General features: G+C 66.6%; 18 protein-coding genes. 11 read left to right on the plus strand and 7 right to left on the minus strand.

Features of this window, described 5'->3' with window-relative positions; genetic code table 11:
* Nucleotides 1–2 precede the first annotated feature (2 nt).
* Nucleotides 3–1,187: a radical SAM family heme chaperone HemW gene (hemW, locus tag ACRQ5Q_RS00890; RefSeq protein WP_439399959.1), complete on the plus strand. Its 1,185-nt coding sequence runs from the start codon at nucleotides 3–5 to the stop codon at nucleotides 1,185–1,187.
* A gap of 217 nt (nucleotides 1,188–1,404) precedes the next feature.
* Here the strand turns inward: hemW and ACRQ5Q_RS00895 are convergent, their stop codons facing one another.
* Nucleotides 1,405–2,640, minus strand: coding sequence for a penicillin-binding protein activator (locus tag ACRQ5Q_RS00895; protein WP_439395602.1), 1,236 nt, complete (start codon nucleotides 2,638–2,640; stop codon nucleotides 1,405–1,407).
* A gap of 340 nt (nucleotides 2,641–2,980) precedes the next feature.
* On the opposite strand from ACRQ5Q_RS00895, the gene rsmI reads away from it, so the two are divergent.
* The 7 genes from rsmI (at nucleotide 2,981) to ACRQ5Q_RS00930 (ending at nucleotide 10,044) form a co-directional block, all read left to right on the plus strand.
* On the plus strand, nucleotides 2,981–3,931 hold the full coding sequence (rsmI, locus tag ACRQ5Q_RS00900; RefSeq protein WP_439372376.1) for a 16S rRNA (cytidine(1402)-2'-O)-methyltransferase: 951 nt from the start codon (nucleotides 2,981–2,983) through the stop codon (nucleotides 3,929–3,931).
* The gene (locus ACRQ5Q_RS00905; RefSeq protein ID WP_439372375.1) at nucleotides 3,918–4,319 is read left to right on the plus strand and encodes a YraN family protein; all 402 of its coding nucleotides are present in this window, start codon (nucleotides 3,918–3,920) and stop codon (nucleotides 4,317–4,319) included. The genes rsmI and ACRQ5Q_RS00905 overlap by 14 nt, the downstream gene beginning before the upstream one ends.
* 10 nt (nucleotides 4,320–4,329) lie before the next feature.
* On the plus strand, nucleotides 4,330–5,274 hold the full coding sequence (gshB, locus tag ACRQ5Q_RS00910; protein ID WP_439395604.1) for a glutathione synthase: 945 nt from the start codon (nucleotides 4,330–4,332) through the stop codon (nucleotides 5,272–5,274).
* 358 nt (nucleotides 5,275–5,632) lie between these two features.
* On the plus strand, nucleotides 5,633–6,445 hold the full coding sequence (cpaB, locus tag ACRQ5Q_RS00915) for a Flp pilus assembly protein CpaB (protein ID WP_439372373.1): 813 nt from the start codon (nucleotides 5,633–5,635) through the stop codon (nucleotides 6,443–6,445).
* Between the two features lie 10 nt (nucleotides 6,446–6,455).
* Nucleotides 6,456–7,976 carry a type II and III secretion system protein family protein gene (locus tag ACRQ5Q_RS00920; RefSeq protein ID WP_439372372.1) on the plus strand — a complete coding sequence of 507 codons (1,521 nt, stop codon included), beginning with the start codon at nucleotides 6,456–6,458 and terminating at the stop codon, nucleotides 7,974–7,976.
* Nucleotides 7,977–8,020: 44 nt separating this feature from the next.
* On the plus strand, nucleotides 8,021–8,755 hold the full coding sequence (locus ACRQ5Q_RS00925) for a CpaD family pilus assembly protein (RefSeq protein ID WP_439372371.1): 735 nt from the start codon (nucleotides 8,021–8,023) through the stop codon (nucleotides 8,753–8,755).
* The gene (locus ACRQ5Q_RS00930; protein ID WP_439395606.1) at nucleotides 8,752–10,044 is read left to right on the plus strand and encodes an AAA family ATPase; all 1,293 of its coding nucleotides are present in this window, start codon (nucleotides 8,752–8,754) and stop codon (nucleotides 10,042–10,044) included. Before ACRQ5Q_RS00925 ends, ACRQ5Q_RS00930 begins: the two co-directional genes overlap by 4 nt.
* Before the next feature lie 223 nt (nucleotides 10,045–10,267).
* Here ACRQ5Q_RS00930 and ACRQ5Q_RS00935 read toward each other — a convergent pair whose 3' ends face one another.
* Together ACRQ5Q_RS00935 and ACRQ5Q_RS00940 are read right to left on the minus strand one after the other, a co-directional pair.
* Nucleotides 10,268–11,047 carry a tetratricopeptide repeat protein gene (locus ACRQ5Q_RS00935; protein WP_439395608.1) on the minus strand — a complete coding sequence of 260 codons (780 nt, stop codon included), beginning with the start codon at nucleotides 11,045–11,047 and terminating at the stop codon, nucleotides 10,268–10,270.
* A 132-nt stretch (nucleotides 11,048–11,179) separates the two neighbouring features.
* Nucleotides 11,180–11,425, minus strand: a complete 246-nt coding sequence (locus tag ACRQ5Q_RS00940; protein WP_018644993.1) for a PilZ domain-containing protein — start codon at nucleotides 11,423–11,425, stop codon at nucleotides 11,180–11,182.
* Between the two features lie 225 nt (nucleotides 11,426–11,650).
* Here ACRQ5Q_RS00940 and ACRQ5Q_RS00945 point away from each other — a divergent pair, with 225 nt between their 5' ends.
* The 3 genes from ACRQ5Q_RS00945 to ACRQ5Q_RS00955 all read left to right on the plus strand — a co-directional run bounded on the left by ACRQ5Q_RS00945 (nucleotide 11,651) and on the right by ACRQ5Q_RS00955 (nucleotide 16,108).
* Nucleotides 11,651–13,189: a YifB family Mg chelatase-like AAA ATPase gene (locus ACRQ5Q_RS00945; protein ID WP_439395610.1), complete on the plus strand. Its 1,539-nt coding sequence runs from the start codon at nucleotides 11,651–11,653 to the stop codon at nucleotides 13,187–13,189.
* A 98-nt stretch (nucleotides 13,190–13,287) separates the two neighbouring features.
* Nucleotides 13,288–13,761 (plus strand): hypothetical protein, encoded by a 474-nt coding sequence (locus ACRQ5Q_RS00950; RefSeq protein WP_439372367.1) that lies wholly within the window; start codon nucleotides 13,288–13,290, stop codon nucleotides 13,759–13,761.
* Between the two features lie 121 nt (nucleotides 13,762–13,882).
* Entirely contained in the window at nucleotides 13,883–16,108 is a 2,226-nt protein-coding gene (locus tag ACRQ5Q_RS00955) for an ATP-binding protein (RefSeq protein WP_439395612.1), read from the plus strand.
* Nucleotides 16,109–16,361: 253 nt separating this feature from the next.
* On the opposite strand, the gene coaA is transcribed toward ACRQ5Q_RS00955, so the two are convergent.
* The 4 genes from coaA to hisA form a co-directional block, all read right to left on the minus strand.
* Nucleotides 16,362–17,318: a type I pantothenate kinase gene (gene coaA, locus ACRQ5Q_RS00960; RefSeq protein WP_439372365.1), complete on the minus strand. Its 957-nt coding sequence runs from the start codon at nucleotides 17,316–17,318 to the stop codon at nucleotides 16,362–16,364.
* A 21-nt stretch (nucleotides 17,319–17,339) separates the two neighbouring features.
* Nucleotides 17,340–17,666, minus strand: coding sequence for a phosphoribosyl-ATP diphosphatase (locus ACRQ5Q_RS00965; protein WP_212348423.1), 327 nt, complete (start codon nucleotides 17,664–17,666; stop codon nucleotides 17,340–17,342).
* 89 nt (nucleotides 17,667–17,755) lie between these two features.
* Nucleotides 17,756–18,529 carry an imidazole glycerol phosphate synthase subunit HisF gene (gene hisF / locus ACRQ5Q_RS00970; RefSeq protein WP_018646048.1) on the minus strand — a complete coding sequence of 258 codons (774 nt, stop codon included), beginning with the start codon at nucleotides 18,527–18,529 and terminating at the stop codon, nucleotides 17,756–17,758.
* A gap of 3 nt (nucleotides 18,530–18,532) precedes the next feature.
* The gene (gene hisA, locus ACRQ5Q_RS00975) at nucleotides 18,533–19,273 is read right to left on the minus strand and encodes a 1-(5-phosphoribosyl)-5-[(5-phosphoribosylamino)methylideneamino]imidazole-4-carboxamide isomerase (RefSeq protein ID WP_439372364.1); all 741 of its coding nucleotides are present in this window, start codon (nucleotides 19,271–19,273) and stop codon (nucleotides 18,533–18,535) included.
* Nucleotides 19,274–19,298: the final 25 nt, after the last annotated feature.

A 19,298-nucleotide genomic window follows, 5' to 3' on the forward strand; every position in this document is an offset into this window, starting at 1 on the left:
AAGTGGATGCCGGTTCGCGCCGGGAAAACGCGTCAAGACAGGAATCGGAAGCCTTCGGCGTCTACGTGCACTGGCCGTTCTGCCTGTCGAAGTGCCCCTATTGCGACTTCAACAGCCATGTCCGCCACGCCGCGATCGACGAAGCGCGGTTTGCGTCGGCCTTCGCGCGCGAGATCGCAACCACGGCCGAGCGCGCGCCCGGACGTGAAGTGACCTCGATCTTTCTGGGCGGCGGCACGCCCTCGCTGATGCAGCCTTCAACAGTCGGCGCGGTGCTCGATGCGATCGGCAAGCACTGGACCGTCGCCGGCGACGTCGAGGTGACGCTCGAAGCGAACCCGACCAGCGTCGAAGCCACGCGCTTTGCCGGCTATCGTTCAGCCGGCGTCAACCGCGTCTCGCTCGGCGTGCAGGCACTCGACGATGCCTCGCTCAAGGCGCTCGGCCGCATGCACAGCGCGCGCGAGGCGCTCGATGCCGTCGCCATCGCGCGCCGCTCGTTCGACCGCTATTCGTTCGACCTGATCTACGCCCGCCCCGACCAGACGCCGGCGATGTGGGCCGACGAGCTCAGGCACGCCATCGATGAAGCGGCCGAGCATCTGTCGCTCTATCAATTGACGATCGAGGAAGGCACGCCGTTCTTCGGCCTGCACCAGGCCGGCAAATTGAAGACGCCGGACGAAGCGGTCTCACGCGCGCTCTACGACGTCACGCAGGAGACCTGCGACAAGCTTGGGCTACCCGCCTACGAGATCTCCAACCACGCGCGGCGCGGCGCCGAGTGCCGGCACAATCTGGTCTACTGGCGCGGCGAGGAATATGCCGGCATCGGTCCCGGCGCACACGGCCGTCTCGACATCGACGGCGTGCGCCATGCCACCGCCACGGAGAGGCGCCCCGAGGCCTGGCTGCTGCGGGTCGAGACCAACGGCGACGGCGTCGTCACCGACGATCTCCTCAACAGCGAGGAGCGCGCCGACGAATTCTTGCTGATGGGATTGCGCCTCGCCGAAGGCATCGACCCCGAGCGCTACAAGGCGCTGTCAGGCCGACCGCTCGACCCCAGGCGCATCGCGTTGCTGCGCGAGGAAGGCGCGATCACGGTCGATGCGACGGGACGGCTGCGCGTGACGAACAGCGGATTCCCGGTGCTGGATGCCGTGGTCGCGGATCTCGCGGCGTAGCGAGATCTTCGCATCTCCCCGCAAGCGGCAGGGCTATCGCATATGGCTCGTTGCGGCGGCCTGCGCGCACGCCTCGTCCTTCGAGACGGCGCTTACACGCCGCCTGAGGAGCCCGCCTGAAGCGGGCGTCTCGAAGGATGGCCGCGGGAAAAATTTTCAAATGTGAAAGCCTTGCCGCAAGCGGGGCGAGGGAGCGCAGCAGCATCCGCGGTGAGAACTACGCCCCAAAACTCTTCGGCGAGCCCGCCACCGCAACGCCGCCGCCGGACGTCACCTTCATCACGGCAAGGCCGCGCTCGTTGGTGCCGTCGGGGCGGAAGCGGAACAGGCCGTCGATGCCGGCGAAGCCGGAAGGATTGGTGAGGACATCGGAGGAGAAGCGCTGGCCACCTTGCGTGCGCGCCAGCGCGGCAACGAGTGCGACCGCGTCATAGGCGAGCGTCGCGGTGCGGATCGGCTCGGCGCCGTACTTCGTGCGGTAGCGGCCCGAGAACGCGCGAAAACCGGCCGGATCGGGCGCGGCATAGAGGCCGCCCTGCAGCGCCGAGTTCGCATAGACGCGCGGATTGTCCCACAGGCCGGTGCCGAGCAGCTGGATGTTGCGCAAGTTCGCCCCCGCCGCGGTCATCGCATCGGCTACCGAAACCACGGCATCGCCGTCGTCCGCAATGAACAACGCATCGGCGCTGCCGAGCTGCTGCGCCACGGCACGCGCGGGCGTGGCGCGATCGGCGCCGTATTTCTCGAACGCGACGATGCGGCCGCCGCGCCGCGGCACCGCCGCCTTCACCGCGGCCTCGACGACATTGCCATAGGCGTTATCGGGCAGCAGCACGGCAAAGGAGCGCTTTCCGATGCTCGCCGAATATTCGACGATGCGGTTGACGTCGGACTCCGGCAGGAACGAGAGCAGGTAGACGCCGCGGCCGGCGATGCTGGAGTCGGTCGAGAAGGCGATCACCGGGATGTTGCGCGTGCGCGCGACCTGCGCCACCGCCGGCACAGATTGCGCGAACAGCGGTCCCAGGATGATCTCGGCGCCTTCCTCCACCGCCTGCTGCGCGCCGGCTTGCGCGCCCTGCGGGCTGCCAGCGTCGTCCTTGATCAGGAGCTGGATGTTCGGGTTCTGGAACTCGGCCAGCGCCATCTCGGCGGCGTTGCGCATGGACTGCGCGGCAAGGCCGGCATTGCCCGCGGCCGAGAGCGGCAGGATCACCGCGACCTTGACCCCGCCGCTGCCCGCGGTCGTCCCCTGCTGGGGCGGACCTGCCGGCTGGGCCGGCGGCGCGGAGGAGCTGGAGAACGGGTTGGAGAACTGGCTGAGGCTCTGCTGCACGCCGGCGCACGCCGACAACAGCGGCGCGCCCAGCAACAGGCCGAGCGCGCTCCGCCGGGTCGCACCCAATGACAGGGGGTCCGGAACGGGAGATTTTGGATGACGCGGGCCCAGCATGACAGCTTCTCTTCCGGCCGGCTCTCGCCAGCCGGTTCACAACATTCCTTGCCGCGACACAAGCCGCGGATTCAGGCATAGTGTCGGTAAATAGTTAACCAAAACAAAAGGATAATGACCGCTTAACGCGGCCGTCTTCCCGTCCTGGCCAGCTCTTCGCCGTTCGTCGCGTAGCATCAAGGCGGCGTTCCCGTCGCGAATATGGCACGAGGGCCCTCACTCCCTCGCAACGTGACCTTGGGTCAATCACATTCCCGTCCGTTTATCGCCCCTCACCTCGGCACGATCTTTTCGAAGAGCAGTTCCCAGCCCTTCGGATCGTGCCTAAGTTGGCTCCATTATGCGCGCAAAGCCGGCCCCGATAAATACGCCTGAACGCCCAGACGCCCCCCCGCGCGGCTTCTCCATCGATGCCCATCGGCTCCCGGCCCCAAAGGCCGCGGCGGGCCTCCATCTGGTCGCGACCCCCATCGGCAATCTCGGCGATATCACCTTGCGCGCGCTGCAGACGCTCGCCGGCGTCGACGTCATCGCCTGCGAGGACACCCGCATCACCCGCCGCCTGACCGAGCGCTACGACATCGCGGCAACGCTCAGGCAATATCACGAGCACAACGCCGAAGCCGCGCGGCCGAAGATCCTGGAGGCGCTGGCGCAGGGCGGTTCGGTCGCGCTGGTATCGGATGCCGGCACGCCGCTGATCTCCGATCCCGGCTTCAAGCTGGTGCGCGAGGTCTGCGCCGCCGGTCATGCCGTGTATGCGCTGCCCGGCCCGTCCTCGGTGCTGGCCGCGCTGTCGGTCGCGGCCCTGCCGACCGACCGCTTCTTCTTCGAGGGTTTCTTGCCGGCGAAATCCGCCGCGCGGCGCAGCCGCCTCACCGAGCTCGCGCGCATCGATGCGACGCTGGTGATGTTCGAATCCGGCAACCGCGTCCAGGACACGCTCGCCGAGCTCGCCGAGATCATGGGGACGCGCGAGGCGGCGATCTGCCGTGAGCTGACAAAACTGCACGAGGAGATTTCGCGCGCGACGCTGCACGCGCTTGCGCGCGAGGCCGATACGCTGGAGACGCGCGGCGAATTCGTGCTGGTCATCGCTCCACCCGCGGCCGGCGCCGAGCTGCTGACGTCCGATGCGCTCGATGATCTGCTGCGCGAGCAGCTCGCCGCGCACAGCGTCAAGGACGCCGTTGCGCACGCAGTCGCGCTCTCGGGCCGGCCGCGCCGCGAAGTCTATGCCCGCGCGCTCGAGCTCGCAAAGGATCTGCGAGGCGGCGATGGCGAAGAGTGAGATGCCTGCGGAACCGAAGGTCGTCTCGCCCGAGCGCGTCGCCGCGTTCCGCACCGGCATCTCCGCGGAAAGCCGCGCCGCCGCCTATCTCATGGCCAAGGGCTACCGCATCCTGGCAAAACGCTACCGCACGCCGCACGGCGAGATCGACCTCGTCGCGCGTCGCCGCAACCTCATCGCCTTCGTCGAGGTCAAGGCGCGCGCCAGCCTGGACGATGCAGCCTATGCCGTGACGCGGCGGCAGCAGCAACGCATCATCGACGCCGCCCAAGGCTGGCTCGTGGCGCATCCCGAGCATGCCGAATTCGAATTGCGATTCGACGCCATGCTGATTGCACCGCGCTCACTTCCGCGCCATGTGTTGGCGGCATTCGACGCCTCGACCTGAAAGGCAGACCATGAAACTGAACGTCGCCGTCCAGATGGACCCAATCGCCCGCATCAACATCAAGGGCGATTCCACCTTCGCGCTGCTCCTGGAGGCGCAGAAGCGCGGCCATGGCCTGTCCTATTACACGCCCGACAAGCTTTCGATGGTCGGCGAAGAGCTCGTCGCGCCGGTGCAGCTCCTGACCGTGCGCGACGAGCCCGGCGACCATTTCACCCTCGGTGAGCCCAAGCGCGAGGCGCTGAGCGGCTTCGACGTGGTGCTGCTGCGCCAGGATCCGCCGTTCGACCTCGCCTACATCACCTCGACGCACTTCCTGGAGCGCATCCATCCGAAGACGCTGGTGGTCAACGACCCGGCCTCGGTTCGCAACGCGCCCGAAAAACTGTTCGTGATGAACTTTCCGCAGCTGATGCCGCCGACGCTGATCTCGCGCGACCTCGACGAAATCAACGCGTTCCGCGACAGGCACGGCGCCGTGGTGATGAAGCCGCTGCACGGGCACGGCGGCGCGGCGGTTTTCCGCGTGATGCCGCAGGACATGAATTTCGGCTCGCTGTTCGACATGTTCTCGGTGACGTTCAAGGAGCCCTGGGTGATCCAGCAGTTCATTCCCGAGGTGAAGCACGGCGACAAGCGCATCATCCTCGTCAACGGCGAGTTCGCCGGCGCGGTGAACCGCGTGCCGGCCGCCGACGACCTCCGCTCCAACATGGTGCGCGGGGGCGCCGCGCAGGAGACCGAGCTCACGGCGCGCGAGCGCGAGATCTGCGCCACCGTCGGACCCGCGCTGCGCGAGCGCGGACTCCTGTTCGTCGGCATCGACGTCATCAACGGCAACCTCACCGAGATCAACGTGACCTCGCCGACCGGTATCCGCGCCATCTCACGGCTCGGCGGCCCCGACGTGGCGGCGAAGATCTGGGACGTGATCGAGCAGAAGCGGAAGAAGTAGGGGCGCGCCATTCTCCTCATCGTCGTCGGGGCGAAGGCCGACCTTCGCCGGGACGACACTGATGATGTGGCGCAAATGCTTCCATCTCACGACCGTGTGCATTCGGCTCAAGCGAGCCACTAACCGCCCGTTCACCATGACGCCTCGCGCATCCCGGGAACGGGCGCGCCGGGATGCGTGATTCTACGGGGCCGCTGGCCGACTGAATAACGCCACGTTCACCATCTGCCGAAAACCAGCATCGTGACCGGCCGGCGCATTCGGCCTCGCAACAACCCTTATACTTTTACTCCCTACTCATCGAAGCAGGGGAACCCGCTAGGTGCGGTTCGAGTGACCCGCGTAAGAGTAAAAGCGTATGAACACCGCACGCATTGTCGTTCTCGTCATCGCGCTCGGCGCCGGCGGCGTCGCTGCGTATCTGGCGAGCGGGTATCAGAATGCACCCGCACCCGTCGCTCCCGTCGCCGAGAAGCTGCCGACGGTCGAGGTTCTGATCGCGAAGAACGACATCCAGCTCGGTCAGGCCGTAAAGCCCGACGACCTGCAATGGCAGACCTGGCCGGCGGCGACCGCGAGCAGCGCCTTCATCCGCCGCGACGCCAGGCCCGACGCCCAGATGCAGATCGCCGGCGCGATCGCACGCGTCCCGCTGATGCAGGGCGAGCCGATCCGCGAGCAGAAGCTGGTGAGGGCCGAAGGCTCCGGCTTCATGGCCGCGATCCTGCCCTCGGGCATGCGGGCGGTCTCCACCGAGATTTCCGCCGAGACCGCCGCCGGCGGCTTCATCCTGCCGAACGACCGCGTCGATGTCGTGCTGACGCGCCGCCTGAAGAATCCCGACCCCAGCGGCGCGAGCGCCGGCAACGACCTCATCGTGTCTGAGGTCATCCTGTCCAACATCCGTGTGCTCGCGATCGACCAGGCGCCGAAGGAAAAAGATGGCCAGACCGCCGTCATCGGCAAGACCGTCACGCTCGAGCTCAAGCCCGATCAGGTCGCGACGCTGTCGGCCGCGCGCCAGGGCGGCACGCTCCAGCTCGCGCTGCGCAGCATCGTCGATGTCAACGCAACCGAACTCACGGTCGAGGATCAGGCGGCCAAGCGTTCCGGCGGGGTGAACGTGATCCGTTACGGGGTGCAGGTGCGGCAACTGACGTCACAGAAGTGATGGGGATAGAATGAACTTTGGGGATGATCGGACGGGCCTGCGCATTCGGGGGAATCGCGCAAGCACGTTCTGGACGGGGGCGATGCTGATGCTGGGGCTGCTCGCAGCCCCCGAGATGGTCAGCGCTGCTGCAGATGCACCGGTCGGCGACCAGGCACCGATGCAGATGCCGGATCTCGGCGTCTCGACGGTCGGCTCGATCGCGCCGGCGAAGACGCGTTTTCTCTCGCTTGGCGTCGGCAAATCCGTCGTCATCGACCTGCCGCGCGAGGTCAAGGACGTGCTGGTGGCCGATCCCAAGATCGCCAATGCGGTGATCCGCTCGGCCCAGCGCGCTTACATCATCGGCGGCCAGGTCGGCCAGACCAACGTCGTTTTCTTCACCGCCGACGGCCAGCAGGTCGCCGCCTACGACATCGCAGTGAAACGCGATCTCAACGGCATGCGTTCGGCGCTGCGCCAGTCGCTGCCAGGCGTGCAGATCGAAGGCGTCGGCGACAGCGTGATGCTGACCGGCTCGGTGTCGAGCCCGGTCGAGGCCCAGCAGGCCGGCGACGTCGCCGCCAAGCTCGTCGGCGGCTCGGACAAGGTCGTCAACAATATCGTCGTGCGCGGCCGCGATCAGGTGATGCTCAAGGTCGTCGTCGGCGAAGTGCGCCGCGACATCGTCAAGCAGCTCGGCGTCGATCTCAGCGCCAGCCTGAATGCCGGCACCGCGGTAGTGAATTTCAACAACTCCAACCCGTTCTCGGTCTCCGGTGGCCCGCTCGTCAGCAGCAACGGGCTCGGTGTCACCGGGCTCGCAAAAGGCGTGGCCACGGTCAACGCCACGATGCGCGCGATGGAAAGCGCCGGCGTGATGCGGACCCTGGCTGAGCCCAGCCTGACGGCGATCTCCGGCGAGTCCGCCACTTTCATTGCCGGCGGCGAATTCCCGATCCCTGCGGGCTATTCCTGCGATCCGGTCACCCATGTCTGTACCACCCAGATCACCTACAAGAAGTTCGGCATCTCCCTGAACTTCACGCCGGTCGTGCTCAGCGAGGGACGCATCAGCCTGCGCGTGATGACCGAGGTCTCGGAGCTGTCGAATCAGAACGCCATCTCCGTGACGCAGGCGGTGTCCGCGGGCCAGACCAGCTCGATCACCATCCCGTCGATCCAGACCCGCCGCGCCGAGACGACGCTGGAAATTCCCTCGGGCGGCTCGATGGCGATGGCCGGCCTGATCCAGCAGCAGACCAAGCAGGCCATCAACGGCCTGCCCGGCGTCGACCAGGTGCCGATCATCGGCGCACTGTTCCGCAGCCAGGACTTCGTCAACAACGAAACCGAGCTGATGGTGATCGTGACGCCCTATGTGGTGCGCGCGGTCGCTCAGAAGGAATTGTCGCGGCCGGACGACGGCTTCGCGCCGGCCTCGGACGCGCAGACGGCTCTGCTCGGCCGCATGAACCGCCTCTATGGCATCGCGCGGCGCGTCGACCCGGTGGACGGCACGCCCGGCGATTTCGGCTTCATCATCGACTGAGACGACCGGACGGCTTGGGGAGCGGGGCAAGAGGGGATCAAGCGATGACGAACACGACAGAGGATCGACGTCGCGGCGTAAGCATCGCGCTGGTGCTGACGGGGCTCTCCGTCATGCTCGGCGCCTGCAACACCACAGGCGAGATCGTCACCGAGACGGTGCCGACCGACTATCGCCAGCGCCACCCGATCGCGGTGCAGGAAGGCAAGAAATCGATCGTGATCTTCGTCGGCAAGGCGCGCGGCGGCCTCTCGGACGCGCAGCACTCCGACGTCGCGGGCATCGCCCGGGACTGGGTGCGCGAGGGCACCGGCTCCGTCGTCGTCGACGTGCCGGTGGACACCGCGAATTCGCGCGCGGCCGCGGCGAGCTATCAGGAAATCCGTGCCGTGCTGGCAACCGGCGGCGTGCCGTCGCGCGCCATCGTCAAGCGTCCCTATCGGCCCGAGGATCCGGGCCTGCTGCCCACCATCCGTCTCAGTTATTCCAGGATCGCCGCGGTCGCCGGCCCCTGCGGGCTATGGCCGGAGGACATCGGGCCGTCCATTCTCGACCCCGGCTACAACGAGAACCACCCGTACTTCAATCTGGGCTGCGCCAGCCAGCGCAACCTCGCGGCGATGATCGACAATCCCGCCGACCTCGAGCAGCCGCGTTCGGAAACACCGGCTTACACCGCGCGGCGCGACATTGCCTTCGACCGCTATCGCAAGGGCACCCCGATCGCCACCATCAATCCCGACGCCGAGAAGGCCAAACTCAGCGACACAGGCAAATGACAGGCTTCAACGACGACGACGAAGCGGACGGTCCGCGGCACCCCGAGGAACACATTGCACCGGTTCCTCGCATCTCCGTGCAGGCTTTTTGCGAGACCGAGCAGACGCTCAAGGCGGTGACCGCCGCGGGCGAGGATCGAAGGCTCGCCAAGGCGCATCTCACCGCCAGGGAAGGCGGCTTAGCCGCGGCAATCGAAGCCTATGAATCGATGCCGACGCCGAACGTGATCGTGATCGAATCCGACGGCACGCGCGACATCCTCGAAGGCCTCGACGATCTCGCCGGCGTCTGCGATCCCGGCACCCGCGTGGTCGTGATCGGCAATCCCGGCGATACCGCGCCCTATCGCGAGCTGGTGCGGCGCGGGGTCAACGACTATGTGGTCGGCCCGGTCGAGACGCTCGACGTGGTCCGCTCGATCTGCAGCCTGTTCTCGGCCTCCGAAGCCATCATCACCGGCCGCGTCATCGCGGTGGTCGGCGCCAAGGGCGGCGTCGGCGCGTCCACCGTGGCGCACAACGTGGCCTGGACCATCGCCCGCGACCTTTCGCTCGATTCCGTCGTGATCGATCTCGACCTTGCCTTCGGCACCGCGGGTCTTGATTACAACCAGGACCCGACGCAGGGCATCGCCAATGCGGTGCTGTCGCAGGACCGGCCCGACACCGCGCTGATGGAGCGCCTGCTCGCGAAATGCACCGATCACCTCAGCCTGCTCGCTGCGCCCGCCACCCTCGACCGCGTCTATGATTTCGGCGCCGAAGCGTTTGACGCGGTGTTCGACACGCTGCGCATGACCACGCCCTGCATCGTGCTCGACGTTCCCCATCAATGGTCCGCCTGGACCAAGCGCGCGCTGGTCAACGCCGACGATATCGTGATCGTGGCCGAACCCGATCTCGCCAACCTGCGCAACACCAAGAACATGCTGAGCGTGCTGAAGGCGGCGCGGCCGAACGATCGGCCGCCGCTGTACTGCATCAACCAGGTCGGCATGCACAAGCGTGCCGAGATCGAGGTCAAGGCCTTCGCCAAGACCATGGAGAGCCAGCCGATCGCGGTGATCCCGTTCGATTCGAAGCTGTTCTCGACCGCGGCCAATAACGGCCAGATGATTGCGGAGGTCTCCAAGAACCACCGCACCACCGAGCTGTTCCAGACCATGGCCAACCGCCTCGCCGGACGTGGCGAGGTGAAGAAGCCGAAGCGTTCGCTGCTCGGCCCGCTCCTGAAGAAGCTGAAGGGCCGCTCGGGTCGCGGATCCGCCCCGCATCGCAAGGCGTCGTAGGCGCCACAACGATGTTCTCTCCGTTCCCTCCCCCTTTTGGGAAGGGACAGGGAGGGGGGTGCCACACGGGGACTCTTCCGTCGCGCACTCGCACCCGATGCATCGTCAACAACCGGCACCTTTTCCTGGGCTACCCCTCTCCCTAGCCCTCCCCCACAAGGGGGGCGCACCTCCGTCGAGGCGCGAGGCGAGGTTCATCCCATAAGGTCTCAAGAGAGGCGGGCTACTTCTCGGCCCGCTGCTGCTGCTTCTTCGCCAACAGCTGCCGCAGCGCCGCGACCTTGGCCGCGGCCTGGTCCGGCGGCAAATCTGCCTTCACGAGGATTTCAGCCTCGGCCTCGCGGCCTTGCAATCCCAGCACCAGCGCGAGATTGGCACGGATCCGCACATCGTTCTGATTGCGCTGATAGGCGCGGCCGAGCACCTGTTCGGCCTTCGGCAGATTGTTCTGCAGCATGTAGGACAGGCCGAGATTGGACAGAACCTGCGGCTCGTCAGGCACGATCTTCAAGGCGCTCGCGTAATATTGCTGCGCTTCCTCGTTGCGGCCGAGCTGATCGAGCGCCGCGCCCTGCGCCGACAGGATCCGCCAGTCGGGATCCTCGGGCGAATGCGCGCGGCCCAGAACATCGAAAGCCTGCTGGAAATTGCCGTTGTCGGCGAGCGCGCGGCCGTAGCCGGCGAGCAGCGCCTTGTTGCTGGGATGGGCGAGCACGGCCTGCTCGAGCACCGCGACCGCCTGGGCGCGCTGGCCGCTGCCGCGCAGCGCCTTGCCGTATTCGATCGCAATGGCGGGATCGCTGGGCTTGGCGCGATAGCGCTCGCGCAGCGCGTCCATGTCCGTCCTGGTGTCGGCCTTGCCGGCCGTTGTCTCCGTCTTGCCGCCGAGCGCGCCGGTGACGTCCTCGAGGCTCGTCGTCTGACAGCCGCCGAGGGCAAGCGCGACGAGGGCGGGAAGCAGCAATCTCGCCGGGCGGAAGGCGAGGGACGAACGCTTGGGCATACTCTGATCACTCGGCAACTGATCAGAGATGCTTACCGATTAACGCTAAAGTCCCGTTAAGGACGCGCGCCTGCCCTATTGTTTGAGCATGATCTTCCCGGAAAACCGCCTCAGACTTTTCCGGATCATGCTCTAGTCGACGAATTCGGCACCGAATTCGCAGCCGATGCGCCAGCGCAGGCGGCATTGGCGGGAATAGTCCGGCGCGAAGATGATGGTGAATTGCGGCGGCACTTCCAGAAATTCCGCCACGACCTTCACACCCCCGTCCGAGATATCCGTGATCGTGCAGTCCCTGGGCAGTGAGCCCGCCCCAAAATGAATCTTGGCGAGCCGGCTGCACACCCGACGTTCGCTTCTCCGGCGATTTGCAAGCATTGAACTGTTCACCCGTTAGACCACGGCCCATCCCGCAGCCTTAGGAGTAGCGGACATTCGTTGGGATGTGCTGAGGGCAGAAGCTCGCATTCGAAGCGTAGTGTCGGGATCGCGTTCACGGCTTGTTAGGGCTTTCCCCGCCGGGGCAATGTTCCTGTATTGTTCTTGCGGAGAGCGCCCTGCTCTGCTACCTTTGATTGTGCAAGAGGGGCAGGCTGGTTCGGCATGGTTCAACGGGTTTCTACCGTCGCCTTTGAGGGAATCGAGGCCCGCGCGGTCGACGTGCAGGTGCAAGTCGCGCCGGGCCTGCCGGCCTTCTCCATCGTCGGCCTGCCGGACAAGGCGGTGTCGGAGGCGCGCGAGCGGGTGCGCTCGGCGCTGATCGCCTCAGGGCTCGCGCTGCCGGCGCGGCGGATCATCGTCAATCTGGCGCCCGCCGACGTCCCGAAGGAAGGCAGCCACTACGACCTGCCGATCGCGCTCGGGCTGATGGCGGCGATCGGCGCGATCCCGCCGGATGCTCTGGCCGGCTTCACCGTGCTCGGCGAACTCGGGCTCGACGGCTCGATCGCAGCCGTCGCCGGCGCGCTCCCCGCCGCAATCGGCGCCAATCAGCGCGAGGAGGGCTTGATCTGCCCGGCCGCCTGCGGCTCGGAGGCGGCGTGGGCGAGCCCCGACATCCAGATCATCGCCGCACAATCGCTGATCCAGATCGCCAACCATTTCAAGGGCACGCAGGTGCTGTCGCGGCCCTCGCCGAAAGTGCACGAGGCCGCCACCTCAAAGCTCGACCTGCGCGACATCAAGGGCCAGGAAAGCGCCAAGCGCGCGCTGGAGATCGCGGCCGCCGGCGGACATCACCTCCTGATGATCGGCGCGCCCGGCGCCGGCAAGTCGATGCTGGCGGCGCGTCTGCCCTCGATCCTGCCGCCGCTGTCGCCGGGCGAAATTCTGGAAGTCTCGATGATCGCCTCCGTCGCCGGCGAGATCGAGGGCGGCGCGCTGACATCGCGGCGGCCGTTCCGTTCGCCGCATCACTCCGCCAGCATGGCTGCGCTCACTGGCGGCGGCATGCGCGCAAAGCCCGGCGAGATCTCGCTCGCGCATCAGGGCGTGCTGTTCCTCGACGAATTGCCGGAGTTCGATCCGCGCGTGCTGGATTCGCTGCGCCAGCCGCTGGAGAACGGCGAGGTCTCGGTTTCCCGCGCCAATCACCGCGTCACCTACCCTGCGCGCTTCATGCTGGTGGCGGCGATGAATCCCTGCCGCTGCGGCAACGCCTTCGAGCCCGGTTACGCCTGCAAGCGCGGCCGCATCGATCGCTGCACGTCGGACTACCAGGCCCGCATCTCGGGTCCCCTGATGGACCGCATCGATCTGCGCATCGAGGTGCCGGCCGTGACCGCCGCCGACCTGATCCTGCCGCCGCCGGCGGAGGGTTCGGCCGAGGTCGCAGCGCGCGTGGCCGCGGCGCGCGACATCCAGCTCGCGCGCTACACTGAAGCGGGCCTGCCCAACATCCGCACCAACGCCGAAGCGCCCGCCTCCGTGCTGGAGGAGATCGCAAAGCCCGATGCGCAGGGTCAAAAACTGCTCCGTGACGCCGCCGAGACCATGCGGCTGTCGGCGCGCGGCTATCACCGCGTGCTGCGGGTGGCGCGCACGCTGGCCGACCTCGATCACGCCGACAAGATCGGCCGGCTGCATCTCGCCGAAGCGCTGTCCTACCGCGCACTCGCGGAGGATGTACGCCAGCTCGCCTGATCATTCCGCGCGTCAACCCGGCGGTAACGAGTTTCCTTTACGCTCTGAAAACCATAAGGCCCGACGCGTTTTCCAAAGGGCCTGGCGAGTAGAGTGTCATGTTGCGTTTCAAGATCCTGGCCTCGGTTGTTCCCCTGTTGGCGGCTGCCGTGTTTTCCCGCGGCGAGATCGGATCGGTCTCGCATCCCTGCATCGCCTTCGGGGAAACCTCCGTCGAGCTGACATCACTGTTCTGGACCGCCGGCGTCCACGTCGCTTTCACCGACGATCCGGCGCGCGCCACGGTCAGGGTCCAGATCACCGACGACGCGGACGCCGCGGACTTTGCAGTCGTGGACGACGGCCTCGGTTCCGAGACCGACTCCTGCCAGCCCAATCCGGCAAATCGCCTCGTCACCATCGCGGCGCAGCCGGTCGATGGCGGCCCGGTCATCTATCTCTCGACTGAAGGCCCCGCCGATTACCGCATCTATGTACGCTCCAGGACGTTCTCGCAGCGCGAGGCCGCAGCGCTGATCGTCGGTGCGCATGCCGGTCATCGCCCGTTCCCGTTCCAGGCCGCCTCGCTCTGAGCCGTTAACACCTCGTCAACCCTGTTTGGAGGCGACCGCAAGACCTCAAGCTGTTCGCAAGGTCGGCGCGCCATCGTCGCAGGCAGCGGCGGTGGGGTTTCGGACAAGAGTCGGGGTGGCGATGGGTCGGACGTTCCGGATCAAGGTGCGCATGCGCCGCTTCAGGCGGCAGCATCCCCGAATCGCATTCGCGATTCGCTCCTTCATGATCTTCTCGGCCACGTTCGGCGGCGCCTATGGCTTCGTCTCCGGCAGTCGCTCCGAGAATTCCGGCTACGATCCCAACGCCTTTGCGATCGGTGCAAGCTTCCTGTTCGCCCTCGCCTGCCTCGGCCTTGCCACGCTGAGCATGCGCTTGCGCTTCGTCAGCAAGCGACTGCGTACCCTCGCCGTCCATAACGAGGCGCTGATCGACCGTAATTGGGAGCTGAAGGAAGCCGAGGAGCGCGCCCGCAGCCTGTTCGAGCAGCAGGGCGATCTGATCGTGCTGCGCGACCATCAGGGCCGCATCACCTTCGCCAACGACGCCTATTGCGCGCTCGCTGGACAGGCACGCGGCGCGCTGGTCGGCACGCGCTTCGATTTCGACGTGCTGGAACAGGGCGACAGCGCCCGCGAAAGCAACGGCACGCGCATCCACGACCAGAAGATCGCCACACCGCACGGCGCGCGCTGGATCGCCTGGCGCGAAGGCTATGTGCGGCTCGACGCCGGCCAGGCGGCCGAACTGCAGAGCGTCGGACGCGACGTCACCGATCGCACCGAGACCGAGCGTGCGCTATCGGAGGCGCGCGACCAGGCCGATGCTGCCAACCGCGCCAAGTCGCGCTTCCTGGCCATGGCCTCGCACGAGATCCGCACCCCCCTTAACGGCATCATCGGCATGGGCGGGCTCCTGCTCGACACCCATCTGACGCCGGAACAGGCGACTTATGCCAGAGCGGTGAAGACTTCCGGCGAAGCGCTGATGGCGCTGATCGAGGAGCTGCTCGACTATTCCAAGATCGAGGCCGGCAAGCTCGACCTCGAGCAGCGTCCGTTCGCGCTCTCCACTCTGATCGAGGAGATCACCGAGCTGCTGGCGCCGCGTGCGCAGGCCAAGCAGCTCGAGATTGCCGCCTATGTCGACGAGCGCCTGCCGCTGGAAGTCGTCGGCGATGCCGCACGGCTGCGCCAGGTGCTGCTCAACCTCGCCGGCAACGCCATCAAGTTCACAGCGAACGGCGGCGTTGCGCTGATGGTCGAGCCCGGCACCTGGCCGAACGAGATTTGTTTCCTGGTCCGCGACACCGGCATCGGCATCGCGCCCGAGGCGCAGCAGCGCATCTTCCGAGAATTCGAGCAGGCCGACGAGCGCGTCGCCCGCACCTATGGCGGCACCGGGCTAGGCCTCGCCATCAGCGAGCGCATCGTCAAGCGCATGGGTGGCCACATCACGCTGACCAGCGAGCCGGGCAAGGGCGCGACCTTCGAGGTCGCAGTGCCGCTCGCGCCGTCGCAGGGAGCCACAGGGCAGACGACGTTCCCGAGCCCTGATCTCGCCGGCAAGTCGATCCTCCTGATCGCCGAGGGCATCGAGGCCTCGCTGATCGCGCGGCGCCTGGAGCGCTGGGGCGCTCAGACCTGCCTGGTGACGGACGCCAGTGTCGCGGAGGCGCTGCTGCCGGAACGCTCCTGGCACGCGGTCCTGATCGATCGCGCCATCGGTCCTGCCGTCGCCGACCGGCTGGGCGAAACCGCCCGCGCGCATGCGCTGCAACGGCTGGTGCTGCTGACGTCGAGCTCGCGGCACGAGAAATTCTCGCTGGCCTTCACCGGCTTCCTGGTGAAGCCTCTTCGCGCCGCCTCGCTCGCCGCACGCCTCACGCTGACGACTGAGATCCCCTCGCCCGACCTCGCGCCGGAACCGCCGGCTGAAGCTCCCGGCGCAGCGCCGGCGCAAGGCCTGTCGATCCTCGTCGCCGAAGACAATGAGATCAACGCGCTGCTGATGCGCTCGCTGCTGACGAAGCTCGGCCACCGCGTCGTCATCGCCGTCCATGGCGAGGCCGCGCTGGAATCCTGGCTGGCGGCAAGCTCGGCCGGAACGCCCTACGATCTCGTCTTGATGGACATCCAGATGCCTCAGCTCGACGGCATCGAGGCGACCAAACGCATCCGCAGCCACGAGGCCTCGACCGACGGTCGGCATACGCCGATCCTGGCGCTGACCGCGAATACGCTGGTCGAGGATCGCTATGCCTGCTTCGAGGCCGGCATGAACGGATTTTTGATCAAGCCGCTGGATCGGGACAAGCTCGACGAGGCACTGGCGGGGCTGGCCGCGTCACGGCATCTGGCGATGTAGTCCCCGCTCTCTCCCCGTCATTGCGAGCGCAGCGAAGCAATCCAGAGTCTCTCCGCGGAGACAGTCTGGATTGCTTCGCTGCGCTCGCAATGACGATGTCGGAAGAGGCGTACTCAAGCAGAGATATCATAGGGTGGGGTTAGCCGAAGGCGTAACCCACCACTGGGTATCTCTGCGGACACGGAAGAGATGGGTTGCGCCGAGCGATGGCGCTTCGCGCATCGCCGGGCTAACCGACCCTCCGAACTGCGGCTCACAACCTCCGCAGCGCTACGCTCTCCACCACGTGATCCGGACCCTTCTTCAGGATCAGCGTCGCGCGGGGGCGGGTGGGCAGGATGTTGTCCTCGAGATTGGCGAGGTTCGTGCGCTCCCAGATCGCGGTCGCGGTCGCGGTCGCCTCTTCGTCCGAGAGCAGCGCATAGCGGTTGAAGTAGGACTTTGGATTGGTGAACGCGGTGTCGCGCAGCGCCAGGAAGCGCTTGATGTACCAGCGCCGCAGCGCGGCCTCGTCGGCGTCGATATAGACCGAGAAGTCGAAGAAGTCGGAGACGACGGGCACCGCCTTGCCGTCGCGCGGCAGCTTGCCGGTCTGCAGCACGTTGACGCCTTCGACGATCAGGATGTCGGGCTGGTCGACCTCGGCCCACTGGCCAGGCACGATGTCGTAGGTCAGATGCGAATAGACCGGCGCGCGGACATCGCGGCGCCCGGACTTGATGTCGGAGAGAAAACCGAGCAGCAGCGGCAGGTCGTAGCTTTCGGGGAAACCCTTCTTCTGCATGATGCCCTGCCGGTCGAGCACGGCATTGGGATACAGGAAACCGTCGGTCGTGATCAGGTCGACCTTCGGACGCGGCGACCAGCGCGCCAGCAGCGCCTGGAGCACGCGGGCCGTGGTGGACTTTCCGACCGCGACCGAGCCGGCAACGCCGATGATGTAGGGCACCTTGCGGTCGCGGATGTTGAGGAACTGGCGCTCCGCGTAATACAGCCGCTGCGTCGCATCGACGTAGATCGACAAGAGGCGCGACAGCGGCAGATAAATGTCCTCGACCTCCTGCAGGTCGAGGCGATCGTGCAGCGAGCGCAGCCGGTCGAATTCGCCCGGCTCCAGCGTCATCGGCGTATCGTCGCGCAGGCGCGCCCACTGCTCGCGCGTATAAACGCGGTACGGATTATACAGTTGCTCCGGTGCGCGGATATCCATGAAGCGACCTCTCCACCTCGGCTAGTTGCCGCTCTTGCGCGACGCCTTCTCTTCCAACCCTGACATGTTCGTCCGCTTGTCCAGCGCGGCTTCGACCTCTTCCAGCTTTATGCCGCGGGCCTTCAAAAGCACAAGGAAATGATAGAGCAGATCGGCACTCTCGGCGATCAGATGCGCGCGATCGTTTTCGACTGCTGCGATTACGGTTTCGACTGCTTCCTCGCCGAACTTCTTGGCGCAATGCTCGGCGCCCTTGTCCAGGAGCTTGCGGGTATAGGAGGCCTCGCCGCCGGACGCGGCGCGGGCGTCGATGGTCTCGGCCAGATCGTGGATCGTGAAACGCGACATCGGACTACTCAGAGACACACTTGGCAGCACACCCGGCCCACGGGGCCATTCCCCGCCGGCTTGTGTAGCATTTTTACGAACGGGAGTCGTCAGGCATCGAGGCGCATCGGCAGCCCGCGCCTCGCCATGTGCTCCTTGGCTTCGCGGATGGTGAACTCCCCGAAGTGGAAGATCGAGGCGGCCAGCACGGCCGTGGCGTGCCCGTCGCGGATACCGTCGACCAGATGGTCGAGATTGCCGACGCCGCCCGAGGCGATCACGGGAACGGGAACGCTGTCGGCAATCGCCCGGGTCAGCGGAATGTCGAAGCCTTGCCGGGTGCCGTCGCGGTCCATCGAGGTGAGCAGGATTTCACCGGCGCCGAGCGAGACCACCTCCTGGGCATATTCGATCGCGTCGATGCCGGTGGAGTTGCGGCCGCCATGGGTGAATATTTCCCAGCGGTCGCCGCCCGGGCGCTTGACGCGCTTGGCGTCGATCGCCACCACCACGCATTGCTCGCCGAATTTTTCGGCAGCTTCCTTGACGAATTCGCGCCGCGACACCGCGGCGCTGTTGATCGAGACCTTGTCCGCGCCGGCGCGCAGCAGCGTCTTGATGTCGTTGACCTCGCGCACGCCGCCGCCGACGGTCACAGGCATGAAGCAGGCCTCCGCCGTGCGTCGGACCACGTCGAGCATGATGCCGCGGTTTTCATGGGTCGCGGTGATGTCGAGGAAGGTGAGCTCGTCGGCGCCGGCGGCGTCATAGGCGATCGCGGCTTCGACGGGATCGCCGGCATCGCGCAGATCGACGAAGTTGACGCCCTTGACGACGCGGCCGTCCTTGACGTCGAGGCAGGGGATCACGCGCACCTTGAACATGTGTCAGCTCCCAGCGCGCGCGTTGCGGATCAGGGTGAGGGCGGCGGCGGGATCGAGCCGGCCGTCGTAGAGCGCACGGCCGGCGATCGCGCCGGCGAGCTTCTTCGCCCGCGGCGTCAGCATCGCCTCGACGTCCTCGATCGAGGCAAGACCGCCGGAGGCGATCACGGGGATCGAGATGGCATCGGCGAGCGCGATGGTCGCCTCCAGGTTCAGGCCCTTGAGCAGGCCGTCGCGCGCGATGTCGGTGAAGATGATGGCGGCAACGCCGGCATCTTCGAAGCGTTTTGCGATCTCCAGCACAGTCACCTGCGAAGTCTCGGCCCAGCCTTCGACCGCGACCTTGCCGTCGCGGGCATCGAGGCCCACGGCGACGCGGCCGGGGAATTTCCTGGCCGCCGACTTCACCAGTTCAGGATCGCGCACCGCGGCGGTGCCGATGATGACGCGGGTGATGCCCTTGTCGAGCCAGGCTTCGACGGTCTTCAGATCGCGAATGCCGCCGCCGAGCTGCACCGGGATCCCGATCGTCTTCAGCATCGCCTCGACGGCCTCGGCATTCACCGGCTTGCCGGCAAAGGCGCCGTCGAGATCGACGACGTGGAGATACTCAAAGCCCTGCTCGGCAAAGCTCTGCGCCTGGGCGGCGGGATTGAGGTTGAAAACGGTCGCGCGCGCCATGTCGCCTTGCTCGAGGCGCACGCACTGGCCGTTCTTGAGGTCGATTGCCGGAAAGAGAATCATGTCGTACCTGCTGTCGTCCCCGTCA

Source organism: Bradyrhizobium sp. PMVTL-01 (genome assembly GCF_051861855.1).
GTDB lineage: Bacteria > Pseudomonadota > Alphaproteobacteria > Rhizobiales > Xanthobacteraceae > Bradyrhizobium.